The sequence below is a fragment of the Sphingomonas sp. 3P27F8 genome, assembly GCF_005502745.1.
GTDB lineage: Bacteria > Pseudomonadota > Alphaproteobacteria > Sphingomonadales > Sphingomonadaceae > Sphingomonas.
Genome location: NZ_SCNL01000012.1, coordinates 112322 through 136144 on the forward strand (window position 1 = coordinate 112322; position 23823 = coordinate 136144).

24 protein-coding genes are annotated in these 23823 nt (G+C 64.7%); 7 read left to right on the forward strand and 17 right to left on the reverse strand.

The window, feature by feature from the left end; all coding sequences use genetic code 11:
• Nucleotides 1–9: 9 nt before the first annotated feature.
• The 13 genes from FFS35_RS14480 to FFS35_RS14540 all read right to left on the reverse strand — a co-directional run bounded on the left by FFS35_RS14480 (nt 10) and on the right by FFS35_RS14540 (nt 12239).
• Nucleotides 10–861 (reverse strand): NAD(P)H-hydrate dehydratase, encoded by an 852-nt coding sequence (locus FFS35_RS14480; protein WP_249341669.1) that lies wholly within the window; start codon nt 859–861, stop codon nt 10–12.
• Complete coding sequence (locus tag FFS35_RS14485; RefSeq protein ID WP_137787800.1) at nt 858–1607, reverse strand: histidine phosphatase family protein; 750 nt, start codon at nt 1605–1607, stop codon at nt 858–860. The genes FFS35_RS14480 and FFS35_RS14485 overlap by 4 nt, the downstream gene beginning before the upstream one ends.
• Nucleotides 1608–1727: 120 nt before the next feature.
• Nucleotides 1728–2153, reverse strand: coding sequence for a c-type cytochrome (locus FFS35_RS14490; protein WP_137787801.1), 426 nt, complete (start codon nt 2151–2153; stop codon nt 1728–1730).
• A complete protein-coding gene (locus tag FFS35_RS14495; protein ID WP_137787802.1) occupies nt 2143–3036 on the reverse strand; it encodes a cytochrome c oxidase assembly protein in 894 nt (297 codons plus the stop codon). Before FFS35_RS14495 ends, FFS35_RS14490 begins: the two co-directional genes overlap by 11 nt.
• Complete coding sequence (locus FFS35_RS14500; protein ID WP_137787803.1) at nt 3024–3344, reverse strand: hypothetical protein; 321 nt, start codon at nt 3342–3344, stop codon at nt 3024–3026. Before FFS35_RS14500 ends, FFS35_RS14495 begins: the two co-directional genes overlap by 13 nt.
• The gene (locus tag FFS35_RS14505; protein WP_249341670.1) at nt 3335–3916 is read right to left on the reverse strand and encodes a cytochrome c oxidase subunit 3; all 582 of its coding nucleotides are present in this window, start codon (nt 3914–3916) and stop codon (nt 3335–3337) included. The genes FFS35_RS14500 and FFS35_RS14505 overlap by 10 nt, the downstream gene beginning before the upstream one ends.
• 32 nt (nt 3917–3948) lie before the next feature.
• Entirely contained in the window at nt 3949–5841 is a 1893-nt protein-coding gene (locus tag FFS35_RS14510) for a cbb3-type cytochrome c oxidase subunit I (protein ID WP_137787805.1), read from the reverse strand.
• Complete coding sequence (coxB, locus tag FFS35_RS14515) at nt 5838–6836, reverse strand: cytochrome c oxidase subunit II (protein ID WP_137787806.1); 999 nt, start codon at nt 6834–6836, stop codon at nt 5838–5840. Before coxB ends, FFS35_RS14510 begins: the two co-directional genes overlap by 4 nt.
• Nucleotides 6833–7312 carry a c-type cytochrome gene (locus FFS35_RS14520; protein WP_137787807.1) on the reverse strand — a complete coding sequence of 160 codons (480 nt, stop codon included), beginning with the start codon at nt 7310–7312 and terminating at the stop codon, nt 6833–6835. Before FFS35_RS14520 ends, coxB begins: the two co-directional genes overlap by 4 nt.
• Nucleotides 7313–7413: 101 nt before the next feature.
• Nucleotides 7414–8634: a molybdopterin molybdotransferase MoeA gene (locus FFS35_RS14525; RefSeq protein WP_137787808.1), complete on the reverse strand. Its 1221-nt coding sequence runs from the start codon at nt 8632–8634 to the stop codon at nt 7414–7416.
• Nucleotides 8627–9163 (reverse strand): molybdenum cofactor guanylyltransferase, encoded by a 537-nt coding sequence (locus FFS35_RS14530; protein ID WP_137787809.1) that lies wholly within the window; start codon nt 9161–9163, stop codon nt 8627–8629. The genes FFS35_RS14525 and FFS35_RS14530 overlap by 8 nt, the downstream gene beginning before the upstream one ends.
• A complete protein-coding gene (fdhD, locus tag FFS35_RS14535) occupies nt 9160–9939 on the reverse strand; it encodes a formate dehydrogenase accessory sulfurtransferase FdhD (protein ID WP_137787810.1) in 780 nt (259 codons plus the stop codon). Before fdhD ends, FFS35_RS14530 begins: the two co-directional genes overlap by 4 nt.
• An 11-nt stretch (nt 9940–9950) precedes the next feature.
• Entirely contained in the window at nt 9951–12239 is a 2289-nt protein-coding gene (locus FFS35_RS14540) for an FdhF/YdeP family oxidoreductase (RefSeq protein WP_137787811.1), read from the reverse strand.
• Between the two features lie 267 nt (nt 12240–12506).
• On the opposite strand from FFS35_RS14540, the gene FFS35_RS14545 reads away from it, so the two are divergent.
• Nucleotides 12507–13454 carry a manganese catalase family protein gene (locus tag FFS35_RS14545; RefSeq protein WP_137787812.1) on the forward strand — a complete coding sequence of 316 codons (948 nt, stop codon included), beginning with the start codon at nt 12507–12509 and terminating at the stop codon, nt 13452–13454.
• Nucleotides 13455–13496: 42 nt separating this feature from the next.
• Here the strand turns inward: FFS35_RS14545 and FFS35_RS14550 are convergent, their stop codons facing one another.
• Complete coding sequence (locus FFS35_RS14550) at nt 13497–13682, reverse strand: hypothetical protein (protein WP_137787813.1); 186 nt, start codon at nt 13680–13682, stop codon at nt 13497–13499.
• An 82-nt stretch (nt 13683–13764) separates the two neighbouring features.
• The gene (locus FFS35_RS14555) at nt 13765–15903 is read right to left on the reverse strand and encodes a hypothetical protein (RefSeq protein WP_137787814.1); all 2139 of its coding nucleotides are present in this window, start codon (nt 15901–15903) and stop codon (nt 13765–13767) included.
• A 385-nt stretch (nt 15904–16288) separates the two neighbouring features.
• Between FFS35_RS14555 and FFS35_RS20360 the strand changes: the two genes are divergently transcribed.
• From FFS35_RS20360 to FFS35_RS14570, 4 genes are read left to right on the forward strand one after another with little or no spacing between them, the layout of a single operon-like run.
• The gene (locus FFS35_RS20360) at nt 16289–17035 is read left to right on the forward strand and encodes a hypothetical protein (RefSeq protein ID WP_249341671.1); all 747 of its coding nucleotides are present in this window, start codon (nt 16289–16291) and stop codon (nt 17033–17035) included.
• On the forward strand, nt 17032–19074 hold the full coding sequence (cphA, locus tag FFS35_RS14560; protein WP_249341672.1) for a cyanophycin synthetase: 2043 nt from the start codon (nt 17032–17034) through the stop codon (nt 19072–19074). Before FFS35_RS20360 ends, cphA begins: the two co-directional genes overlap by 4 nt.
• A complete protein-coding gene (locus tag FFS35_RS14565) occupies nt 19067–19942 on the forward strand; it encodes an isoaspartyl peptidase/L-asparaginase family protein (protein WP_137787815.1) in 876 nt (291 codons plus the stop codon). The genes cphA and FFS35_RS14565 overlap by 8 nt, the downstream gene beginning before the upstream one ends.
• Nucleotides 19935–20741: a cyanophycinase gene (locus FFS35_RS14570; RefSeq protein ID WP_137787816.1), complete on the forward strand. Its 807-nt coding sequence runs from the start codon at nt 19935–19937 to the stop codon at nt 20739–20741. The genes FFS35_RS14565 and FFS35_RS14570 overlap by 8 nt, the downstream gene beginning before the upstream one ends.
• Here FFS35_RS14570 and FFS35_RS14575 read toward each other — a convergent pair.
• Together FFS35_RS14575 and FFS35_RS14580 are read right to left on the reverse strand one after the other, a co-directional pair.
• Entirely contained in the window at nt 20738–21574 is an 837-nt protein-coding gene (locus tag FFS35_RS14575) for a hypothetical protein (protein WP_137787817.1), read from the reverse strand. The genes FFS35_RS14570 and FFS35_RS14575 overlap by 4 nt on opposite strands.
• A 10-nt stretch (nt 21575–21584) precedes the next feature.
• Nucleotides 21585–22127 (reverse strand): hemerythrin domain-containing protein, encoded by a 543-nt coding sequence (locus FFS35_RS14580; RefSeq protein ID WP_137787818.1) that lies wholly within the window; start codon nt 22125–22127, stop codon nt 21585–21587.
• A 296-nt stretch (nt 22128–22423) separates the two neighbouring features.
• Here FFS35_RS14580 and gntA point away from each other — a divergent pair, with 296 nt between their 5' ends.
• Together gntA and FFS35_RS14590 are read left to right on the forward strand one after the other, a co-directional pair.
• On the forward strand, nt 22424–23110 hold the full coding sequence (gntA, locus tag FFS35_RS14585) for a guanitoxin biosynthesis heme-dependent pre-guanitoxin N-hydroxylase GntA (protein ID WP_137787819.1): 687 nt from the start codon (nt 22424–22426) through the stop codon (nt 23108–23110).
• Entirely contained in the window at nt 23107–23697 is a 591-nt protein-coding gene (locus FFS35_RS14590) for an urea carboxylase-associated family protein (protein ID WP_137787820.1), read from the forward strand. Before gntA ends, FFS35_RS14590 begins: the two co-directional genes overlap by 4 nt.
• Nucleotides 23698–23823 lie beyond the last annotated feature (126 nt).

The following is a 23823-nucleotide window of genomic DNA, read 5'->3' on the forward strand; positions in this document are numbered from 1 at the left end:
GCCGCCCGGTCACCCTTGCAGCGCAGGAATTTCCGCGAGCAGTTCACGAGCGAGGAAGCCGAGCGGTCCGCTCCGCCGCGACACGGCGGCACCCGCCTCGCCGTGCATCCATACACCGAGACCTGCCGCGCAGAACAGTCCGGCGCCGCGCGCGAGCAGCCCGCCGATCACACCCGCAAGTATGTCGCCCGACCCCGCCGTGCCCAGGCCCGGGGTCGGGCTGACATAACGTGCGAGACGCCCCTCGGGCGAGGCAAGGAAGGTCTCGGCCGCTTTCAACACGACCACCGCGCGGTACCGTTCAGCAGCGCGCTTGGCCCAGATCGAGGGCGACGCCGCGATATCTTCCTTCTCGGCGTCCATCATCGTTGCGAGTTCGCCATGGTGCGGCGTCAGGACAAGCGAGCCGCGCGCCGACTTGTCGACCAGGCGCAGCGCCGTCATCGCCCCGGCGTCGAGCAGGCACGGCACGTCGAGTTCCTTGGCAAGTAGGCTTTCGACAAAGGCCGGCGTCTCTTCGCCTTCGATCATGCCGGGCCCCGCGATGATGGCGTCGCATTGCGCGCAGCCGGCCTCGAGATCCTCTACACAAGCCGCTGCGAGTTCGCCATCGTGCGACGGTAATCCGATCACCGCCGCCTCGGGAAAGGCGATGCCGAGCGGAACGGCGATCTCCGATAAGGTCGCGAGTTGCACCCTGCCCGCGCCCGCGCGCAGCACGGCCTCACCGGTCAACCGGACGGCGCCGGGTACCAGCGCCGAACTCCCCACGACCAGCACTTGTCCGCGCTCGTCCTTCGCACCGCCGGCGCTCGGCAGGCGATGGGCGTCAAACCACGCGCGATCGAGCATCTCGATCATCCCCGCGCCGCCACCGGGGGGTCGGGCGCCCGCGTCACTTCGACCGCGACTTGCTCGACCGGGACCACATAATTGTACCGGATTAGCGCCAGATGGTCCGGCGTCTTCTCGCCGCATCGGTAATGCGTGACCGAGCAATTCGCGACGTCGCCTTCGGCATCGATCGCGAGAATCTGCTGCTCGGTCATGCCTTCCAGGATATAGCGAAGACACAGCACCACGACTTGATGACCGACGATCAGCACGTTCCGACCGGCGTGGTGAAGCACCACGGTGTCGAGCAGCGAGCGCAGCCGCAGGATGACATCGCACCAGCTCTCGCCACCCGGCGGCCGATGATAGAATTTTCCCAGCACCGATCGAATGTCGGCTTGTTCGGGGAAGTGGTTTCGTACCCCCGATAAGGTATAGCCATCGAGGATACCGAATTCCTTTTCGCGAATCCGTTCGTCGGTGCAGATCGCGACGTCGGCGATGCCCGCCGCCGCGCGCAGCAACCGAGCGGTGTCGACGGCACGCCGATAGGGCGACGCAAACACGACATCGGGCCGCTCGGTTGCTGTGGCGAACCAGGCGCCAAGCGCGCCAGCCTGCTCTTCGCCTAACGGGCTCAACGCGACGTCCACGTCCCGGCCGTGGATCGCGATCCGATCGAGCGATGCTTCGTCCGCGGCGTCGCGGGCGAGGTTTCCCGCACTCTGACCGTGCCGCACGATCCAAAGATTGTCGGGCCACCGCCGCGCCATCAGGCCGCCACCGCGCGATAGTGCTGACGACGTTTCACCATGGTGTGCCGCTGCCCGTTGTTCCGATCGAACAACCGCACGCGTCGCAACCTGGTTCCAACCTCCTGGTAGGGCGCGCCGTCACTTGTCGGGGCTGCCGCGGCGGAGCGTATAAAGATATGCCGCGATATCGCGCGCATCTCGTTCGGTGACACCCGTGTCGGGCATGCCGGTGCCGGGCGATATCGCCTGTGGCTCGCGAATCCAGCGGACGAGATTGTCCGGCGTGTTGGGCAATTTCCCGGCAAGCAGCGAATGCTCGGCGATGCCTGTCAGCGCGGGGCCGACGCTGCCGCGCGCGGCCGGCACCCCGCTGATGTCGTGGCACGCCGTACATCCATAACGCGTCAAGGCCAGCTGGCCGCGTTCGACGTTGCCACCCGTCATTTGCTCGGCGGCGACGCGGTCGCGTTGCTGTGCCTCGCGGTGAAGCACGACGCCCGAGGCCAGCGCCAGGATGGCTCCAGCTCCGACCAGGCCGGCGACGAACTTGAGGCTAGCCTGCATCGCCGACCTCCCGGCGCGAAACACGGAGCATCGCGCCGATCATCGCCAGCGCGGCAAGTGCATGAACCAGCCCCCCCGGGACCCACATGATAAGGCCGGCGATCTGCTGATCCTCGGCGGGGGTGAGGCCGAAAGGCGCGAGGCCAAGTGCCGCATAGGGCGCGTACCAGGGGCTTTGCGAAAACGCCATGAGCGCGCCGAGCGCACCCGACACGATCGACGTTGCGAACAGGCACAGCGCCGCAAGCGGGTAGCCCTGCGGGCCTTGTCGCGAATTCAGGACCGCTGTCCAGAACAAGAGGGCGCTGACGAGAAAGCTGGCGTGCTGGACGGCGTGCCACGCTTCATTCTCGAGCGCCATGTCGAATAGCGAAGGCGAATGCCACGCCCATAGCACGACAGCCTGGAGGGTCGTTGCCGTGACGGGCTCGGTCAGACGGTGCCAGATCGCCTTGAACCAGCCGCGCCGGGCAAGCGCACCGACCGGCCCTCGCGCGGGGTCCGGGAAGCCCCATAAAAGGATGACGGCGGGGCGTGCGAGAACCAGGCAGGGTGCGGCCGCGAGCATGATCAGTTCATGCTCGAACATGTGCGCGGCAAAGGAGCGTTCGCCGGCTTCATGCAGGGGCGAGACGAGAGCGAGGGTGAGCAAGAGCCAGCCGAGCAGGAACAAGCCGCCGCGTCGCCCGAATTCGCCGCGCGCGGACCGGCGCCGGAGTTGCCAGTAACCCAGCGCGAACAACAGCAGCGTCGCGAGCAGCGGCAGCGCTATCAAGGGTTCGACATGCCAGGACGGCAGCGCATCGCCGCCGGGTTCGTGTGCGGCGGCAGCCGGCGCCGCCAGCACGACCGAGACGCCGATCGTCGCGACTAGCGCGCGCATGGCGGAACGATCAAGGTCGCCAAGGTCTGGAAGGCTATCGCGACGGCAAACAGGCCGGCTGCCAGTTGCGCCGCACGCCGAACGAAGCGTGCACTATCGCCGTCGACTCGCGCGCGCGTGGCCAGCCACGCCGCGCTGCCGCATGCCGCGACGCTGACGGCGCCCCATAGCGGGCCGAGCGGTGGCCCGGCGGCCCCACATTGCAACCGCAGCGTCACCGACAGACCCTGCTGGAATAGCAGCCATGCGCCAGGCGGGACGATTCCGGCGAGCACCAGCCGGCTCCATGCGCGCGTCCTCAGGTCCATCGCGGCACCCAGTAGATCAACACGTAGATCGGCACCCATGCCAGCACGACGAAGGTCCAATATTCGCAATTGTCCTGGACGTCCGAAAACTGGTCGGGGTCGATCCGGTGCGTGTGCAGCCAGGCCGATTGCACGGCGGATTCGCCCAGTTCGGTAGTCAAATGCGACGTGTGCAGGACCATCAGCATCCAGACCGCCGACCCGTAAGCGTCCTGATCCCATCGGATGTTGAGATGATCGAGTTCGACGCCGCGGACGACGAGGAACATCAGGCCGGCGAGCGCCATAAGCAATGTACCGCGCCGGACGCCGGCGGCGTCCTTGGCCTTTGCCTTTCGCGATACCCAGAGATTGAGGGCCTCGCTGGTGAACAGGCCGACCGTAAACATCGTCGACCAGGCCAGGTCCGGAGGCGTGTCGCCCGCCGGCGGCCAGGATGGGCTTTCGCTCTGCAAATAGAGATAGACGGCCATGGCGAGCAGGAAGGCGGTGCCTTCGATCAGCATGAAGCCGATATTGCCCCACCATACGATGTTGCGAGGGCCCATGGCACAGTCGGGCAAATCGCTCACGTCGCCGACGATCGTGTAGGGTACCGGTTCGCTCATGACCGCGTGACCTGTTGGTCGGTCGCATTAGCACGGGGCCGGTTCGGCCAGAACCAGACGATCAAGGTAAGGGCGACGGGAAGCGCTCCCCAGACCAAAGCCCAGGGCGTGAAGATGCTGGCGACGAACAATATCGATGTCGCAACAGCCGCGAGGAAGGGCCAGATCGAGGGCGCCGGGCTCTTGTGCCGATATTGCGGTTCGGCGTTGACCGCGCTCGTCACGAGCACCTCGCGACACGTCGCGGACAGGCCGATCATGGCTTGCCGGCCATCGCGATCCCACAGCGGGGCGAGGCTGCGGACGACCGGCACCTCGTTGAAATTGTGCGCGCACGGCGGGGACTGCGTTGCCCATTCGAGCGTCGACCCACCCCAGGGATCGTCACCGGCGACCTTGCCGCGTTTCAGGCTCAGGAATGCATTGGCAACGAAAACGACGCCGCCCGCAGTGGAGATGAACGTGCCGATCGTGGCCACGAGATTGAGCGGCCCCCAGCCGGTTTCGGCCGGGTAGGTGTAGATGCGCCGCGGCATTCCTTCGAGACCGAGCAAGTGCATCGGAAAGAAGCCGACGTTGAACCCGACGATGATGAGTACGAAACTGACGACGCCCCAGCGCTCGGACATCAACCGTCCGGTGGCCTTGGGGTACCAATAACAAAACGCACCGAACAACGGGAACATCGCGCCGCCGATCAGCACATAATGCAAGTGAGCCACGACGAAATAGGTATCGGTAAGCTGGAGATCGAGCGGGGCCGATGCCGTCATCACGCCCGACAGCCCGCCGATCACGAACGTGACGATGAAGCCGATGACCCAGAGCAACGGCGTCCTGAACATTGGTCGGCCGCTCCAGATCGTCGCGATCCAGCAGAAGATTTGCATGCCCGCGGGGAGCGCGATCGCCATGCTTGCCGCAGTATAGAAAGAGTTGCCCATCTTGGGCAGACCGACCGCGAACATGTGATGCACCCACAGGCCGAACGCCAGGACGGCGATCGCGAGCATCGACAGCACCATCGGGATATAGCCGAACACTGTCCGCCGCGAGAACGTCTCGGTAATCGCGGAAACGAAACCCAGGGCGGGAACGAAGATGATATAGACTTCGGGGTGCCCGAAGAACCAGAAGAGATGCTGGAACAACAATGTGTCCCCGCCGCCCGTTGGCGTGAAGAAATGAGTCGATACCAGGCGGTCCGCGATCAGCATGCTGGTCACCAGCATCACCGAGGGTAGTGCGAAGATCGTCATCAGGGAGGCGACCAGCATCGCCCAGATGAACAGGGGCATCTTCGCGAGCGTCATGCCCGGCGGCCGCATCTTGAGGATCGTCGCGACGATGTTCACCGAGGCAGCAAGGGCCGCGACCTCGCTGAACGTAATCATCTGAGCCCAGACATCGACGCGATGCCCCGGGGCATAGGCTGGGCCCGACAGCGGCGGATATTCGAACCATCCGAGATCGGGCGTCACATCGAGGGCGTGCGCGATCCACAGCATCAAGACGCCGCCCAGATAGAGCCAGTAGCTGAACGCGGCGAGGCGCGGATAGGCGACCGTGCGCGCGCCGAGCATCAACGGGACGAGCCACATCGCCATGGCTTCCATCACCGGTACCGACACCAGAAACAACATCGTTGAGCCGTGCAGCGCGAATGCTTCGTTGAACCCCTGCGGCCCCATCCTGCCCATGTTCGGCTGGCTCAGTTGCAGCCGCATATCGACCGCCAGCAGCCCGGCGATCGCGAGCAGCGCGACGGCGGTCAGCACGTAGCGCGCGGCAATTCGCTTATGGTCGACCGTGGTGAGGAATCCCCAAATCCCCGGCGCGTCGCTCCAGGTCCTGAGAAGCGCGTGATGGCGCTCGGCCTCGACGGTCATTTGAGCGCCTCCAGATAACGTGCGACCGCCTCAGCACCGCGGGAATCGAGCGAGGTCGCGGGCATCAGCGTACCGGGCTTGATCGACTGGGGCTGCAGGATCCACCCCTCGATGTTGCCGCGATTGAGCGCGAGCGTTCCCGCCGCCATGCGCCGCCGCGCACCCAGATGGGTAAGGTCGGGCCCCGCGCGTCCCGCCGCCGCCGTACCGCGGACGGTGTGGCACGCCGCGCACTGCGTCGAGACAATGCGCATGCCTCGCGCCGCATCGACTCCGCTCGGGGACACGGCCGGCCGGGCCTGGTTTGCGAGCCACGCCCTAAAGTCCGCCTCGCTTTCGACCTTCACGTCGAACGCCATATGGGCGTGCTGGACGCCGCAGAATTCGGCGCATTGCCCACGAAACCACCCCAGTCGACGCGGCGTGAGATCGAGCACGTTCACCCGTCCCGGGATGACATCCATCTTGCCAGCAAGCGAGGGAACCCAGAAACTGTGGATCACGTCGTTCGATCCTAGCGTCACGCGGACGGTTCGACCCACCGGCAAATGGAGTTCGTTCGCGGTCTCGACCCATCGGCCGGTGGCGGGATCGCGATAGACGAAGCGCCACCACCATTGCTGCGCGGTGACGCGAACCTCGAGCGTCTCGCTGGGCTGCGCTGCCGCGAGATGCCGATCGAGCACGAAGCTCGCAGTGATGAGAAGGCTCAGGCCGCAAAGGATCAGGACCGACCATGCGATCAGCCCGCGATGCAGGCCGGCGTCTGCGGGCTCGACAACGGGGAGGTCCCCCGATTCTTGCACCCGCCGCCGCACAATACCGAGGGTCAGGAACGCGAGGACCAGCACATACATGGCCGCGCCGACGAACACGGTGAGCTTCAAGACATCGAGCAGTGCGTGCGCCTGGTAGCCGGCCGGTGCGAGCACCGAATTCGCGCCCGAACAGCCGCCAAGCGCGAGACATCCGGCAAGGCCCCAAGCCCTGTTCACTCGACAGGACCCGACCAATTGTCCGCCTGCGGCTCGCCGGCCTGGTCGAGATCCTGGCGGCGGCGCTTCGCCGGATCGATCTGGTTCAAGCTACGCACATAGGCGCTGAGCTGCCACAATTGTTCGGGCGGTATGCTCTGTCCAGGCTTGACCGTCAGTCCGCCATGACCGGCGATCGTCCGGTAGACCTGGTCGAATTCTCCCCCATAGACCCATTTCTTGTCTGCCAGATCGCGGCCGCCGCCGCCACGTTGGGCGTGACACGCGCTGCACCCATACCAGGCGAAATACCGGCCTCCCTGCGACAGCTGATAGGAATTGTTCTCGTAAGCGGATATGCGCGGATCCTCCGGTCCGGTGGGGGGCGTTTGCGGTTGCGACGGCGCCGCCGGCCGCTTCTCGGCGCTGCAGGCGGCGACGGCGGCCAGGACGGCGCAGATCGCTAGCATGCCCAGCCTTGCCGCGCTCGATTGCATCAGCTCCTCCACACAACCCCGCCCGCCGACAGACTAGGGCGATATTGTCGGGACGCGTTATCCTGCGTCAATTTTCCTGCCCTTCTTTACGTGCGCGGCGGTCAGAGCGGCGGCGGGACTTTCGGAAAGGCAAACTGGATCGCGGGTCCATCGGCCGGCGGATCGACCCGCAGCCAGGTATCGGCCGCCAGCACACTCGACAGAACGTGCGACCTTTGATCGAGACCGGTATCGACCCCGACGAGTTGCTCGCCGTCCCGGCGCGCGCGGCCGCGCAGGAACAGGGTCGTTCCGGCGCGCCCGACCTGGCTGTCCGCGACCGGGCGACCGGATTCCGGGGCCAGCCCGGCCATGGCCCGTATCGCCGACATGACGAAAAATCTGAACGCCACCAACGCCGCCACGGGATTGCCCGGCAGGCCGAAATACGGTCGGCCATCGGGCAGCGTGGCGAACAAGAGGGGTTTGCCGGGGCGCATGTTCACACCGTGGAAGTGCACACGTCCACCACCCGCTTCGAGCCTTGTACGCACCAGGTCGAAAGCGCCGCCCGACACGCCGCCGGTCGATAGCACCAGATCCGCGTCGGTCGCGGCAATCGCGGCGTCGAGCATTGCGTCCGTCGAGCTACAGGTGTCCTGCGCGGTGCCGAGAATATCGATCTGCAATCCAAGGCCCGTCGCGAGGGCTTCGATCATCGGCGAATTGCTGTCGACGACCGCCGCGCTGTTGGCAAGGTCTCGACAGGACGGTGCCAATTCACTGCCGGTCGAGAACAGAAGCAGCCGCGGGCGGCGACGGACGGTCAGCGCGTCGATCCCGCATCCGATCAGCGCACCAATCGCGTCCGCCGTCAGGTCGGTGTCGCGAGCCAAAGCGACCTCGCCGGCGCGGAAGTCCTCGCCGGCCAGCCGGACATTGAGCATCGCGGCAACAGGCTCCGACAGCCGAAGCGCGTCACCGACGATGGCGGCGCGTTCGTGTATCACCACCGTATCCGCTCCCGCCGGGATGGGCGCCCCCGTCGCGATGCCTACCGCCGTCATCGGGCACATCGGCGGCGCTTGATCGCCGGCCCGGACGAGCTTGGCGATCCGCATGTCGACAGGGTTCGACGGGGACGCGGCGAGCGTATCGCGCGACGCGATCGCATAGCCATCCATCGCCGAGGAGGGGAAGCGGGGCACGTCGATGGTCGCTCGACTATCCTCCGCCAGTCGCCTCCCCAGGGCGCGCCGTGTCGGGACAAGCTCCCGGCCGAGCGCCGCGACGGTCGCCCGTATCGTGTCCAGCGCCTCGTCCACAGACGGCCGTTCAGTCATTGCGGAACTCCGCCTGCCGGAGGTCGTGGAGTGTGTTGATGTTGACGATCGCGCCGTACGGAACAGGCCGGGCGCCCGCGACCGTAGCCCAGAGGCGAACCGATCGATCGCTCGTCGTGGCAAGGTGCCTATCGAGCACACTCGCCAGCGCGGACGGCCAACAGCCGATCACCGGCAGATCGGCAAGAAAGGCAGGCGGCCCGGCCGCGATCAGCACGGAGGCAAGATCGGCCGGCAGATCAGGCGCATCGCACGGCACGGCCAAGACCAGCCCAAACCCGTGCGCCTCGGCATGATGCAGGGCGGCATTGAGCCCGCCGAGCGGACCGAGATGCGGAGCCGGGCGGTCCGTCGCCGAGATGTGATCGGCCCAGGTGCGGCCGCAGATGATGACGCGGTCGACCTGCGCGGCGAGACGCTCGATCACCCGATCGATCAATTGCTCGCCGTGAAAGGTCGCAACTGCCTTGTCGCTGCCGAAGCGTCGTCCCAGGCCCCCGGCGAGGACCGCGCCGAGAATGCGGGTCACGGTACCGTCGCCAGTAGCGCGTCGGGTCTGACGACGACCCTCAAGGGCAAAGCCGCCGCGCGCGCGCGGTCGAGTGCGAGGCTGGTCGGCGCGGAAATCGTCGCCAGCATCGGACAGCCGGCGAGTACCGCCTTTTCGACCAGTTCGAACGAGCAGCGCGAGGTGAGCAGAGCAAATCCCCCTGCCCATTCTTCGCCGCTCCGCAGCATGGCGCCGATCAGCTTGTCGAAAGCATTGTGCCGGCCGACATCCTCGCGCACGAGCCGCACTTCGCCGTCCGCCGCACAGCAGGCCGCGGCATGGACCGCTCGTGTTGCCGCGTTGAGCGGCTGCACCCGATCGAGCGTATCGAGCGCTCGAAAAATCGCCGCATCGTCGCCGGCCCATTTCGCCGTCAGGACCGGGAGCGGTCGCATCGCCTGTTCGAGATTTTCGATCCCGCACAGGCCGCAGGAGGATTCCGAGACCCGATGCCGCACGCGGTCGACGATGCGGTCGCCGACGCGGTTCGCGAGCGACGCCCGCAGCACGGTCCCGTGCCCGGTGGCATGAGCCTCGATGCCGATCACGTCGTCCGCCTGATCGATCAACCGTTCGGCAAGCGCAAAACCAACGACGAGATCGTCGAGATCGCCGGGCGTCGCCATGAGCACCGCATAGCCGATGCCGTTGAATTCGAGCGCAACCGGCGCTTCGACCGCGATGGCACGGACCGTCTCTTCCCAAGCGCCCTCGCGGGCGACGGCTGTGAACTTATGGTTTTGCGTGCCAGCCACGCGGTGCTCGATCAGACCGCGATCCGAACGGGGACCGACTTCGCCGCCGGCACGTGGCTCTCCTCGGCATGATGCTCGACTGGCATGAGCACATTGCACTCCGGATAATAGGCGCCGAGACAGCCGCGGGGAATGTCGTACGGCGTGACGATCAAGCCTTCGCGGCGCCGGGTCTTGCCGTCCCCCGCGTCGCTTTCGAGCGCGACGATCTGGCCTTCGCTGAGGCCAGCCAAGGCGATGTCAGCGACATTCATGAAGAGGACATCGCGTGTTCCCTTCACGCCGCGAAACCGGTCATGATAGCCATAGATCGTCGTGTTGAACTGATCGTTGGAACGCAGCGTTATCAGCCTGAAGCGACCCGCCGCGTCGGCAAAGCCGGTAGCAGACAAGCCCTCGGGCACAAGAAATTCGGCCTTTTTGCTCGGCGTCAGCCAGATCCGTTCCGCCGCCTTGTTGCCCTTCCAGAAACCGCCCGGCGTAAACAGCCGCTTATTGAACGCCGGGAAGATCGCCGGGTAGGTTTGTTCGATCGCGTCGCGGATCGTTCCGTAGTCCGCGACCCACGCGTCCCAATTCACCTTGGGATTGTCCGGCAGGATGCGCTTGGCGAGTTCGGCGACGATCGCCGGCTCCGAAAGGAGATGCTGACTGGCGGGAGTCGCCTTGCCGCGCGAGCCGTGAATGCAACTCGTCGAATCCTCGACTGACACGGCCTGGGGTCCGCTTGCCTGAACATCCTCCTCGATCCGGCCGAGGCATGGCAGCAGATAGGTCACCTTACCTGGAAAAAGGTGGTTGCGGTTGAGCTTCGTTGCGATCTGCACCGACAGGTCGAGCCGTGGCCAGGCCTCCTCCATCGCGGTCGTTTCGGGAACCGCGCGGAGAAAGTTGCCGCCGAGCGCGACGAACGCCTTGACCGATCCGTCGATTACGCCCCGGCAACTTTCGACCGTGTCGAGCCCTTTCTCGCGCGGCGCGGTGAAGCCGTACTGCTCCTCGAGCCTCGCGACGGGGACCAGTTCGGTTTTCTCGGTGATGCCGACGGTGCGCTGTCCCTGAACGTTGGAGTGGCCGCGAACCGGCGTCGGACCCGCGCCCGGTTTGCCGATATTGCCACGCAGCAGGAGCAGATTGACGAGCATGCGAACGTTCTCGACGCCCTTGACGTGCTGGGTCAGTCCCATGCCGTACATCGCCATGACCGCCTCGCCTTTGGCATAGATGCGCGCCGACACTTCGAGCTCGGCCCTCGGCAATCCCGACTCACGCTCGATATCGTCCCAGGACGCCGCGCGAACGGCGCTGACGAACGCGCCGAAGCCGTTGGTATGGGCCTTGATGAAATCGAGGTCGAGCACGGGTGGCTGGGCGTTAGCCACGGCCTGGTCGTTCCACTCGACGAGGAACTTGGCGATTCCCATCATCGCCGCGATATCGCCTCCGGCCTTGACCTGATGATATTGGGTCGAGATCGCCGTTTCTTTCAACGTCGCCATTTCGATCGGGTTTTGCGGGTCGGTGAACCGCTCGAGACCCCTCTCCTTGAGCGGATTGAAGGTTACGATCTCGACCCCGCGCTTGCGGCACCGGCGCAAGTCATGAAGCATGCGCGGCGCGTTCGACCCGACATTCTGACCGAAGAAGAAGATGGTGTCGCAGGCATCGAAGTCCGACAGCTGCGTGGTACCGACCGGAACGCCGATGGCGGCTTTCAAGCCGACCGACGTGGATTCATGACACATGTTCGAACTGTCGGGGAGATTCTGATTGCCGTACATGCGCGCCATCAGGCCGTACATGTAGGACGCCTCGAGGCTGGTCCGCCCCGACGAGTAGAAGACTACCGACTTCGGTGGCAGTGCTGCGAGGACGCTGCCGATCTCGTCGAACGCTTCCGTCCAGGAGCATCCGACATATCTGTCGGTGTCCGGATCGTAGCGCAGCGGATGCGTGAGCCGGCCTTGCTGCTCCAGATCATAGTCGCGCCATGACCGTAGTTCGCCAAGCGTATGCTCGGCGAAGAAGGCCGGCGTGGTGCGCAGCGACGTCAGCTCCCACGCGGTCGCCTTCGCACCTTCTTCGCAAAATTCGGCCGGATGATGATCGGCCGGCTTCGCCCAGGCGCGACTGACGCACGCGAAGCCGTCGGGTTTGTTCTGGCGCGACAATTCACGCAGCACCTCGGGGTGGATACGCTCGCGTGGTAGGATCTCGGCAAGCGATCGGACAGAGCCCCAGCCGCCCGCCGGCCCCTTGAACGGCTTGATTTGCGGATCGTCGGATTTCTGCCTGGCCATCTGGATCGTCTCCGCGAAACGGCTTGCCGCCCTTCCGGCTTAACGGGCCGTCGCGCTGTTGGTTCATGCGCCTGGAAAGACGGCGAATCCAGATCAATCGCCAGCGATCGCGACAACCTCGATCAACGTAGCGCCCCGAGGAACGGGGCGCCTGTCCATACGGCCGCAGATTCGTGTTAACTCAAATTAACTTCCGGATTTGGCGACGAAATTCGGGGAACGGTGGCCCCTCCCGATAGTCCTTCCTGCGGTTACGGGAGACAGCAGATGTTCATGCATAACAAGCGACTTCAATATACGGTGCGCGTGTCGGAACCCAATCCGGTGCTCGCCTCGCTCATCATCGAGCAATTCGGCGGCGCCGATGGCGAACTGGCCGCCGCGATGCGCTATTTCACGCAGGCACTTGGCGAGGTCGATTCCGGTCGGAAGGATCTGCTGCTCGATATCGCGACCGAAGAACTCAGCCATCTCGAGGTGGTCGGCTCGATCGTCGCGATGCTCAACAAGGGCGTTAAGGCGCAGATCTCGGAAGCCTCGATGAAGGAGGCCGATCTGATGATCGCGGTCAATGCCGGTGGCGCGAGCCAGAAGGAAAATTTGCTGTTCGGCGGCGGCCCGGCGCTGATCGATTCGACCGGCGTGCCGTGGACCGCGGCCTATGTCGACAGCAAAGGCGATCCGACCTGCGATCTGCGCTCCAACATCGCGGCCGAAAGCCGCGCCAAGATCGTCTACGAGCGGCTTATCAACGTCACCGACGATCCCGGCGTCAAGGATGCGCTCGGCTTTCTGATGACCCGCGAAATCGCACACCAGAAGTCGTTCGAGAAAGCGTTATACTCGATCGAGAACAATTTCCCGCCGGGCAAGCTCCCGGGCATCGCGCAATTCGCCAATGCCTATGTCAATACATCCCAAGGTGACGGCGACATGGACGGGCCGTGGAACAGTGGCGAGCAATGGGACCGCATCGACGATCTCGAGCAAGTCATGCCCTTCGACGAGGGCGACGGCACGGCCTCGGTCAATCTCACAAAGAAGGACGACGCCACCGTCACCGCCCTGGCGACGAGAACGATGTCGAACCCGCGCGCGAATGTCGCGACCGGGGCGGATCTCGGCGCGGGCCCGGGTGCCGGCCGCACGAGTGATGAGGATCTGGGCGGAGCCAAGGATATTGCCGAGGCCACGGCTATCGCCAAGAAGAAATAACTCAATTCGGGCGGTCATCCTGTTCGGCCGCCATTCGCCCGGTCAGCCCTTGGCGCGCTGATCGGGCGGATAATCTTCGGGACGGACCGTGCCGACGTTGGGGCGGTCCTCCACCTTCTCTACTGGCTGCCCCCCCGGCGTATCGACCACCGGCTTTCGCTCTGTCTTGTCGTTGGACAAAGCCGGCTTGCTTTCGTCCGAATTGCCCGGCGTCTGGGGGTCCGACATGGATCAAATCCTCCTGGCGATAGCCGACGCACCATGACGATGCGTCATTGCTCTAAAGTGATTCCGCGACCCCTCGGTTCCATCACCAGTGCAGGCTGACCTCGCCATTGGCGGGGATACGATACTCGACACGATCCGCGCGGCTGAGATGAGGAGCAACTTCGTCACCCGCGATAGTGCGCAGGGTGAAGGACGGAAGCGCCGAGCGTCCAGTGCGAACGAGCGCAAAGGTCGCCCGTCGGGCGTGGCCGCCTTCGATCCCGAAGGTGAGCGAACGCGCCGATGTGCGCTCGCTCGAGACGGGGAAATGATCGCAGAATATTCGGAACGGCGCGCCGCTGATGTTGTGAAACGAGCGCGTCGCGAACACGAAGGCGGCGCCGGCGCCGTAGATTTCCTGCCCGACCTGGCCGGCCGGCTTGCCGTCCACGTACAGGTCTTCGACGGGAAACGACAGCGAGCGGTCGATGTGGCCGTTCCGGATATCTTCCTTGGCGAGCGCGTCGGCGGGCAGCGCGTCGGGATAATAGAACCAGGCCCGGTCGAGCGCATATTTGCAATATTCGCTCACTAGCAGCCGCGCCGCCGGATCGAGGTCGGGTCCGGCGTCCTTCAAATATTGTTCGAACGCGGCAAAGCTGTCGAAGCACTCGAAGACAGCCATATAGGGCGCGTCGTGCAGGCAGGTAGCGCCGAGGAATACGTCATAGTTCTTAGCGTTTCCGATCTCCGATTCCCAGATCGCCGTGTTGTGGAAGAAGCTGGCGAGATAGACGTAGCCCTGCTGCAGATAATATTCCTCATCCGTGATCCGCCACAGCCGCATGCAGGCCGCCGCGCCCCAGGCAGTCAGATTTGCCTGGTAATTAAGCTCGAACCGCATATTCTTGGCGGCGTCGATCGCTCGGCGCGCTTCCGCCAAGTAGCGCTCCTCCCCGCACAACTCGTAAGCCTGGATCATGACATAGGCATAAAGTCCGCCGACGTCGGTCTGGCCCAGGCCGTCGTCGTTCCGCGCCTCGACGATGACATCGAAGCTGTCGACCTTGAACTGGATCGGCCAGACGTAATCGAAGTGACGTGCTGCCTTGATCGCATAGTCGAGCGACCCCTCGAACAGGCGACGCGCCCGCGTGTCCCCATCGAGCGCGAGGTGCCCGAGGTTGAGCAGGGGATGGTACAGATACCAGCTGTCGACCGCGAGCTTGTCCTTGTCCTTGCCGACATTCGGAAGATAGCGCCGCATCGTCTTGAGCTGGCGGTCGTGAAACTTCTCCAGCCCGGCTTCCAGCTTCTCGCAAAATGGCACGTCGCGCTGCGTCCAGGCGGCAAAGTTCCTGAGCGCCGAGATGACCGACATCTGGACCATGATGTCGGGATATTCCGCAGCGGTGTACGGATGGATGTAGGTGTGCCCGTAGTGGCGCACCGTCGCTTCCGGGGCATGCTCGAGATCGTGCAGCGTCCGGTCGCAACGCGACACCCAGTCGCGATAGGTCGTCGCCGGCGCGTCCAGTTGCCGATATGCCGTTCCGAGCATTTGCAGGAACCGCCGTGCTGAGTCCTGCTCGTCGGCCGCGGCTTCGTCGTGAAACACCAGAATGGCGTCCGACATCGTTACTTCCACCGCCGCGGGAAGCGGATTGGTCGGCGGCGTCCCGCTTTGTGGCGGCGTTGGCGGCAGATAGCCGAGCTCGGGCCACTCCCCGCCGACCGCGCTGTCCGGCGTGGTCCCTGTCGCCTGGAAATAGTCGTTGAGCGCAGTCAAGTTCTGGAAATAGAGAACGCTGCCAAAGGCCGGCTTGTCGAGGTGAAGATAGAGTAGGCCGCTGTTCAGACCGCGCTGCGCCGCCTCGACCCGGCCGCTCGCCGTCATCGGATCGTCGCCGGAACCGAGGGGATAAAGATCGCGCGGAAAATAGGGAATGAGGAGCGGCGTGCTTGGCGTTAACGTCGTCGTCACGCGCAAAACGGGTAACTGCAGATCGTCGCTGCGAAACGTCACGATCTGCTTGCCCGTGGGACTGTCGACACGAAGGCGGAGCAAGGTATCGGCCGGCGCGCGCAGCTTAGCCACTTTGGTGCAACCGCCCCAGCAATGCGCGACGCGAAGCGCCAAGCCGCCGCCGCCGCCGCGGCGAATGATCGCCCAGACCGAATCATGGCCGGCGGCGACCTCAATTGACCGCGTGCCGAACGCCAGGCGGGCGATCGGCCGCATGCCTTTCGCAAGTTCTACCCCAAGGCTGATTGTGGCCGCACTGGCCGCGCGCGCACGCCCCACGTCCCAATGACTCCTACAAGATTGCGACACTAGAACCACTCGTACATGCGCCGGGCGGTCGCCGACCAACGATCAAATAATCGCGTGGTTTCATGTACCGGCTACCAGTGAAGTCGGAGCGACCGAGGTGCGGCGGCGGACGCAGGCGGCGACCAGTAATTGGAGCGGGTAACCTGCGCACGCCAATGGCAAAACGGCGCGATGCTCGCGATCGGTCCGGTACCGAAATAGATCGAAGTTAACACGATTCTCCGCCCGTCGCGTGAGACCGGTCGTCGCTCCGCGCGTTGCGAGAACAGGACCTCAAATCGAAGGATCGGCCTTGGACTCTTTGACGCTTGTGCCGCGGGACGACATCGACACGGATGTCAGCTCCATCGGACCGGCGACGACGAACAGCAATGAGGTGCGCGTCCTCGAACGAAGCATCTATCGCGGGCCAAACATCTTCAGTCTGCGGCCGATGGTGCGCGTCCGCATCGACATCGGGTCACTCGAAACGTCGCCGTCCAACACGCTGCCGGGTTTTTCCGACCGCATGCTCGACCTTTTGCCGGGCCTGCGGGCGCATCATTGCAGCAAGGGGCACGCGGGTGGCTTCGTCGAACGGTTGGAAACCGGAACATGGTTTGGGCACATCGCCGAGCATGTCGCACTGGAGCTTCAGTCGCTTGCGGGCGCTGCCGTCACACGTGGCAAGACGCGGTCGGTGCGGGGCCGGCCGGGCACCTACGACTTGCTCGTCGAATATCGCGACGAACAGGCGGCCCTACTCTCCGTGCGGCACGCGCTCACCTTCCTCGTCGAATTGCTTCCGGGCAGAACGACGACAGTCAGGGACGACAAGATACTGCCGACGACCAGGCTTGGAACCGACGCTAGCGTGGACGATCGGGTCGCGGAGATCGCGTCGCTGGTTCGCGCCGGCGCGCTCGGCCCCAGCACCCAGGCCATCGTCGATGCCGCACGACGGCGCGGTATTCCTGTTTCCCGCCTCGACGAGCAAAGCCTGCTGCAGCTCGGCTATGGTCGCCGACAGCGCCGCGTGCGGGCCAGCATCACGGTATGACCTCGCACATCGCCGTCGAAACGGCCGGCAACAAGCAACTGACCCGCCAGCTCCTGCGCGACGCGGCGCTTCCCGCGCCGCGCGGTATCGTCGTCCGTACGCTCGCCGATGCCAAAGCGCAGGCGCCGCGACTGACGGCCCCGCTTGTCGTGAAACCGCTCAACGCCAATCACGGGCGCGGCGTCACGCTCAACGTCTCGAATGCGACCGACCTCGAAGCCGCCTTCGCCGCAGCGCGGCTGCACGGCCCGCGTGTGATCATCGAGGAACAGATTGCCGGTGACGACCATCGTTTCCTCGTCGTTGGCGGTAAGGTTGTCGCGGTCGCACGACGCCTGCCCGCGACGGTCACCGGGGACGGCATCACCGACGTGGACGCGCTGGTTCTTCGCGCAAACAAGGATCCGCGCCGCGGCGTTGGTCACGAAAATGTCCTTACCCGGCTGGTCATCGACGACGCAGCGGCGGCAGTCCTCGCCGCGCAGGGTCTGACGCGAGCGTCGGTACCCGCCGAGGGTCAGGTTGTGCGGCTGCGCGACACCGCCAATCTGTCGACCGGCGGGACCGCCGAGGACTGTACCGATCGCGTGCATCCCGACAATATCTTCGTTGCCGAGCAAGCGGCGGCGGCGATCGGCCTCGACGTGGCGGGAATCGATTTCCTGTCGCCGGACATCAGTCGCACGGTCGATCAAACCGGCGGCGGGATCGTCGAAATCAATGCAGCGCCGGGTCTTCGGATGCATCTCGCGCCGTCATCGGGTCAGGCGCGGGATGTCGCCGGCCCGATCGTTGACCATCTCTTTCCACGCGCTCGCGACAGCCGGATTCCGGTCATTGCCATTACCGGCACCAACGGAAAGTCGACGACGGCGCGCATGGTGGCCCGAATTTTCCGGGATGCGGGGATGACGGTCGGACTGACCAGCACCAGCGGTGTCTACATCAATGACCGCCTGATCCGCTCGGCCGATGCGAGCGGCCCGAAAAGCGCGAGGATGGTATTGGCCAATCCGACGGTCGATGTCGCTGTCCTCGAAACCGCGCGCGGCGGGATACTGCGCGAAGGGCTGGGCTTCGATCGGTGCGACGTCGGATGCGTACTCAATGTCACCGAGGATCATCTCGGGATAAAGGGTATCGATACCGTCGACGACCTGGCCAACGTGAAATCGGTGGTTGTCGAGGCGGTCAAGCGTCGCGGGGTGAGCGTCCTCAACGCCGATGACCGCAAGCCGCGACGGATGCAGCGTCATGCGCGTGGCAGGATATGCTGGTTTTCGATGAGGCCCATCAGCGAGGAGCTCGCGCGTCATATCGAGGCTGGCGGCCTCGCCGTCGTGCGCGAGCAACGCGGAGAAATGGAAAATCTGGTGCTTTACCGAGACGGCGAGCGGCATGTGGTGACCACCACGAACGATATACCGTCGACGCAATCCGGTGCCGCGGCCTTCAACACGGAGAATGCGCTTGCAGCTACCGCGATCGCAGCCGCACTCGCGATTGCGCCGGACGTGATCGCGCGTGGTCTCGCGAATTTCACGACGTCCTACGCCGACAGCCCGGGACGTCTCAACATCGTCGAGCGCCACGGAATTACGGTGATCGTCGATTACGCCCACAATCCTGCCGCTGTAACCGCGCTTGGCCGGTATCTCGCCACCCTGAGGCGGCCGGGCCGCCGGTTCATCGGCACCTATAGCGTGCCGGGCGATCGGCGCGACGAAGACTTGATCGGCATGGGCAAGCTTGCCGCGTCCCTGTTCGATGAGCTGGTGTTCCGTGAAACGCCGGATGGGCGGGGTCGTCCGCGTGGCGAGATCAATGCGCTTATGTCCAATGGCGCTATCGAAGGCGGTCTATCCGAGGACCGTATCCACCGCGTTGTCGAGGAGGGCGCCGCGACACTGTTCGCGCTGCGTCTGGCACGCCCCGGCGATGTGGTCGTGATCAGCCCGACCCAGATCGACATGGTCTGGCAGCTCGTGAATGATTTTGGCCCTGTCGAGCCAGCCGAGACGAACGCCGCTTATGAATGAGGCTGGGTGGGCCATCATTGTCCATGGCGGTGCCCGGACGATACCGACCGAGCGGCACGGGGCGAACCGGGACGGTTGCCGTGCCGCCGCCGCCGCTGGCGTCGATTTGTTGCGCGACGGTGCGAGCGCGCTCGACGCTGTTGAGCTGGCGGTCCGCTCGCTCGAGGATGATGTCGCCTTCAACGCCGGACGGGGGGCGGTGCCGACGGCAGCGGGGCATGTCGAACTCGATGCGGCCATCATGGACGGGTCGACCCTCGACATCGGTGCGGTGGCTGCGCTTCAGGATATCGCCAATCCAGTGCTCGTCGCGCGCATGCTCCTTGGCGAGCCTGCGGTGCTTCTGGTCGGCGAGGGCGCCCGGGCATTTGCGGTCGAGCGCGGCATCGCCGTCACCGACGTCTTCGCTGTGCACGCACCTGGTGGATGCGCGGATCACGATACGGTCGGGGCCGTGGCGATTGATCGCCAGGGCCGCATCGCGGTTGCCACGTCGACGGGTGGCCTGCCCGGTCAAATTCCGGGCCGCGTGGGGGATGCACCGATCCCCGGCTGCGGGTTCTATGCCGACGATCACGCCGGCGGTGTGGCAATTTCCGGTGACGGCGAGAAAATATTGCGTGTTACCCTGGCGAGCCGTGTCATCGAACAACTCTATCGCCATCCCGCCCAGTCGGCCGTAACCACCGCGCTCGGGGCGCTCGCTCGCGTCGGCGGCGAAGCCGGCCTTATCGCGCTCGATGTCGAAGGTCGCTTCGGCGTTGCGCATAACAGCGATCATTTTGCCGTCGCGATGGCGGCAGATTGGCTTCCCGAGCCGATCGCCGGCATCCATCGCGATGAGTTCAAGGATATCATTCATGGCTAACGGTAATGGGCCGCTCATCGTCATCGGCGGCCATGAGGATAAGGACGGCGACAAAATTATCCTCAGCGAAGTCGCCGGGCGGCTGGGTGATGGCAAGCTGGTGCTCGCGACCGTCGCAAGCCACGAGCCCGAGGGCTATTTTGACGCCTATCAAAAGGCGTTCGCGCCGCTCGGCGTCACGAACCTGGTCGAGCTCTACGTAAACGAGCGTGAGGAGACCCGGTCGTGCGAAAACCTCGATCTTCTCTCGGATGCCGCGGGCATCTTCTTCACCGGCGGCGACCAGCTGCGCATCTCATCGCAAATCGGCGACACCCCGATCGAAGACATGGTCCGCACGATCCACCGCCGCGGCGGCGTTGTGGCCGGAACGTCCGCCGGCGCGTCGGTCATGAGCGAGACCATGCTGGTGCGGGGACCGAGCGCGGAGTCGCATCGGATCGGCGACCTCCACATGGCGCCGGGCCTAGGGTTGATCAGGGACGTCATTATCGATCAGCATTTCGCGGAGCGCGGGCGGATCGGCCGGTTGCTGGGCGCGGTCGCGCAGAACCCGCGCGTGCTCGGGATCGGCATCGACGAGGACACCGCGATCGTCATCGAGGACGGCACCTTTGGCGTGATCGGTGCCGGTGCGGTCTATGTCGTCGACGGGTCTACCGTGAGCCACTCGAATATCGCCGAGGCCGATCGACAGGAGGCACTTTCGATGTTTGGCGTGAGTCTCAATGTGCTGTCGTCAGGCGACCGTTTCGACCTGGAAACGCGAAAGCCGGCTGCCCGCAGAACGAAGAGCTAGCCGAGCGGTTTCGCATCGCGCTCTGCCGCCGCTAGCGATGCGAAATCGGCATTCGTCAGCCGGGCCCCCGAGACCGCGCCGGCGAGCCAGATCACCGACGTACAATTGCTTACGCCGACAGCATTGTTCTCAGCCAGCGTCCGCACCGCGCGCATCGTCGCAATGAGTTCGGCCGGGCGCGCCTGCGGCGGTGTGTAAGCGCCCTTCTCGGGCCAGCGCGCGAACCGGACCAGGCCCCACGCTCCGACCGCCCGCAGGACATGACGGTCGGGTTTGCACAGGTCGAAACCGAGCAGCCGCAACGCTTCGGCCGCGAGCGCGATCCCGAAGCCAGGCAGCTTCCATTGCGCCGAGCCGCCGAGCAGGACGGCCGCCTGATCCGGCATGCCACCAGCGGCGTCGAACACGCGCTCGAGAAAACCGTGGGCGCCGCCTTCGGCAGTCGCAAGGATCGCTGCCGTGCCGCGCAATCGGAGCAGACCGGCAGGAAGTCCGGCGCTGCCTGCTCGCCGGTCGACGAACCAGCGAAGCACACGACGGTCGATATCTCGATCGTCGAGCGAAGCGAACCGCGCTGGATCGAAATCGACGAAAGGAACGCCGAGTTCGCCGCGGATGGTGGCGATCCGGTCCCACCGCGTATTGCCCGAGAGCAATGCGACCGCAAAGCTCTCGAACACGATCTCGTCAGGCAGTCGCGCTGCCTTCGCCGGAAAGCCTGCCCTCCAGCGCGGCGAGCCGGTATCGACCCTGTCACGCCAGGCCGGGTTCCAGCCGTCAAGCTTTTGCTGCAGCGACCGCCATAAATCCCTGGAACGGCGAGGGTCGCTCACAACCAACCCGTCAGATGTCGGCGGTGGCGGTGTACCGGTCATATTCCTCACGATATCGCGCCGTCACCATCGCCTGATCCTCGGGCGATAAGTCTTGCGCGAGTTCAAGGAACCACGTGCCCTCTTCCGAATAGACATGGTGCGCCACCGCACCTTCGATATGTTCGAGCTTGTCGAGATAGTCCTGGCTCATTGGATCGAGCCGTTCGAGCAGCCCCATTTCCATCTTGGCAGCGGACTGTTCCTGATAGGCCAATTCGGCATGTCCGACCTGCTTATCGGCCGCAAGCGCCGGATAGATCGCGGCTTCTTCCGCTATCGCGTGGCCTGTAAGCACGATCCCCAGGCGCCGCTGCGCGTCACGTCGCGCCTCGGGCGTCGTGGCCGACTTGACGGCCGCAAACAGCGCTTCGATGCGCTGATGGTGCTCAAGGATCTGAGTGAGCCAGTCGTTCGGCTTCGCAGCCGCCATGGCTTTCTCACGTGCCTCCCGCCGCGCCTCGGCGCTTTCCGGGGGCATGATCTTGGCGATAACCTTATCAAAAACTGACATCGTGGCTCTCCTGTCGTTGAACGACAAACCTCCGCCTGCCCTGCCGGTTCCTCGCGCCGGGCGCGTGATGCCACAAGCCCAACGCCCGTCCATTCTCCAACCGCAAACACGGCCTTGCCAGCATCGCCGCCACCCTCGTCGGCCGCTCAAAAATCGTATTGCGCTGGGTTAATCCGCGCGCGCGATCCGCAACTGCGCCGGGCGCTGATCGTTCATTTCACCAACTCAACGACCTGTAGCCGGGCGTCATTCCGCGCGTCGAAGAGCGATTGATCGGACCCAAATACCGGAGCCTTATGTTTCACTGGACGCACGATGCGCAAAGCAAACTCGAGCAAAAACTGTTTTCCCACATCGCCGACGCGGGTTTCCCGTGTGTCGGCGCAAAGTCGGCGCTCGCGCGCGGGACATTGAAGGTCCTCGCCTGCAATCGGATCGACAGCGCCTGGGACGATGTCAGGATACACGACCATTTGCTGCGCTTCGCGCAGAGCTATCGCGCGGATCCGGCATTGTTCCAATCGTTCGCGGTCGTGTTCGAAGGGCCTGCCGGTCTGGACGAAACCGCGTTTGAACGGGCGCTCTGGGAACGCGTGCAATCGCTCAGCGACAAGGATGTCTGGCGTGGACAGGATTATGATGCGCGCGTGAGCCCGGATCCCGGCAACCCGCATTTCTCCCTGAGTTTCGGCGGCGAGGCGTTCTTCATTGTCGGATTGCACCCCCAGGCCAGCAGGCCCGCGCGCCGGTTCGAAAAGCCATGTCTGGTGTTCAACCTTCACGACCAGTTCGAACGCTTGCGAGAGGCTGGCAAATACGAAGGCCTGCGTGAAAAGATACTCGTTCGCGACGATCGCTTGGCCGGTTCAAGGAACCCGATGCTCGCTCGTCACGGCGAGGCTAGCGAGGCCCGGCAATATTCCGGTCGCGCCGTCGACGATGCCTGGCGTGCGCCCTTCAACTACCGAGGCGGCGCCGAATGACCGCCGAGGTTTCGATCATTCCCGAGCGCAGCGGCACGGCCTTGCTGCTGCCCAAGGGTGCCACCCTCACCGTCATCGATCCGCGCGGTGAGCAAGTCGCCGATCTGCTTGCATTCAATGCGGCCGATGTCGACGAGGTCATCTCATCGGGACGAACTCTCGATTATGCCGAGACGATCCGGTTGACGCTGGGGCACAAACTCTATTCGAACCGATCACGGGCGATGCTGACGATCGTTGGCGATACGGTCGGCTGTCACGACTTCCTCCTGACGCCGTGCTCGGTCGATACGTTTCTGCATTTCTACCCCGACCTTCCGCCGCACCGCGGCTGTTTCGGCAATCTCGCCGAAGCGCTCGCGCCCTATGGTGTCCTTCCGGACCGCATCCCGATCGCCTTCAACTGCTTTATGAACGTGCCGGTCGACGGGCAAACCGGCAGGCTCAAGGTACTGCCGCCGATCAGCAAGGCGGGTGACTCGATAGCGTTGCGCGCCGAAATGGATCTCGTCATCGGCCTTACCGCTTGTTCGGCACCCGATTCCAACGGCGGCACCTTCAAGCCCATCCATTACAGGATCGACTAGTGGCGATTGAGATGCTGGCGGTAGGCTCGACCCGAGGTGGACATTGCCGCAACCCGCCCTTGAAGTCGTTCTATCCGGTCTCGCTCCCGCAATCGTGTCGGCGCCCCGTGCGATGACGACATCTGT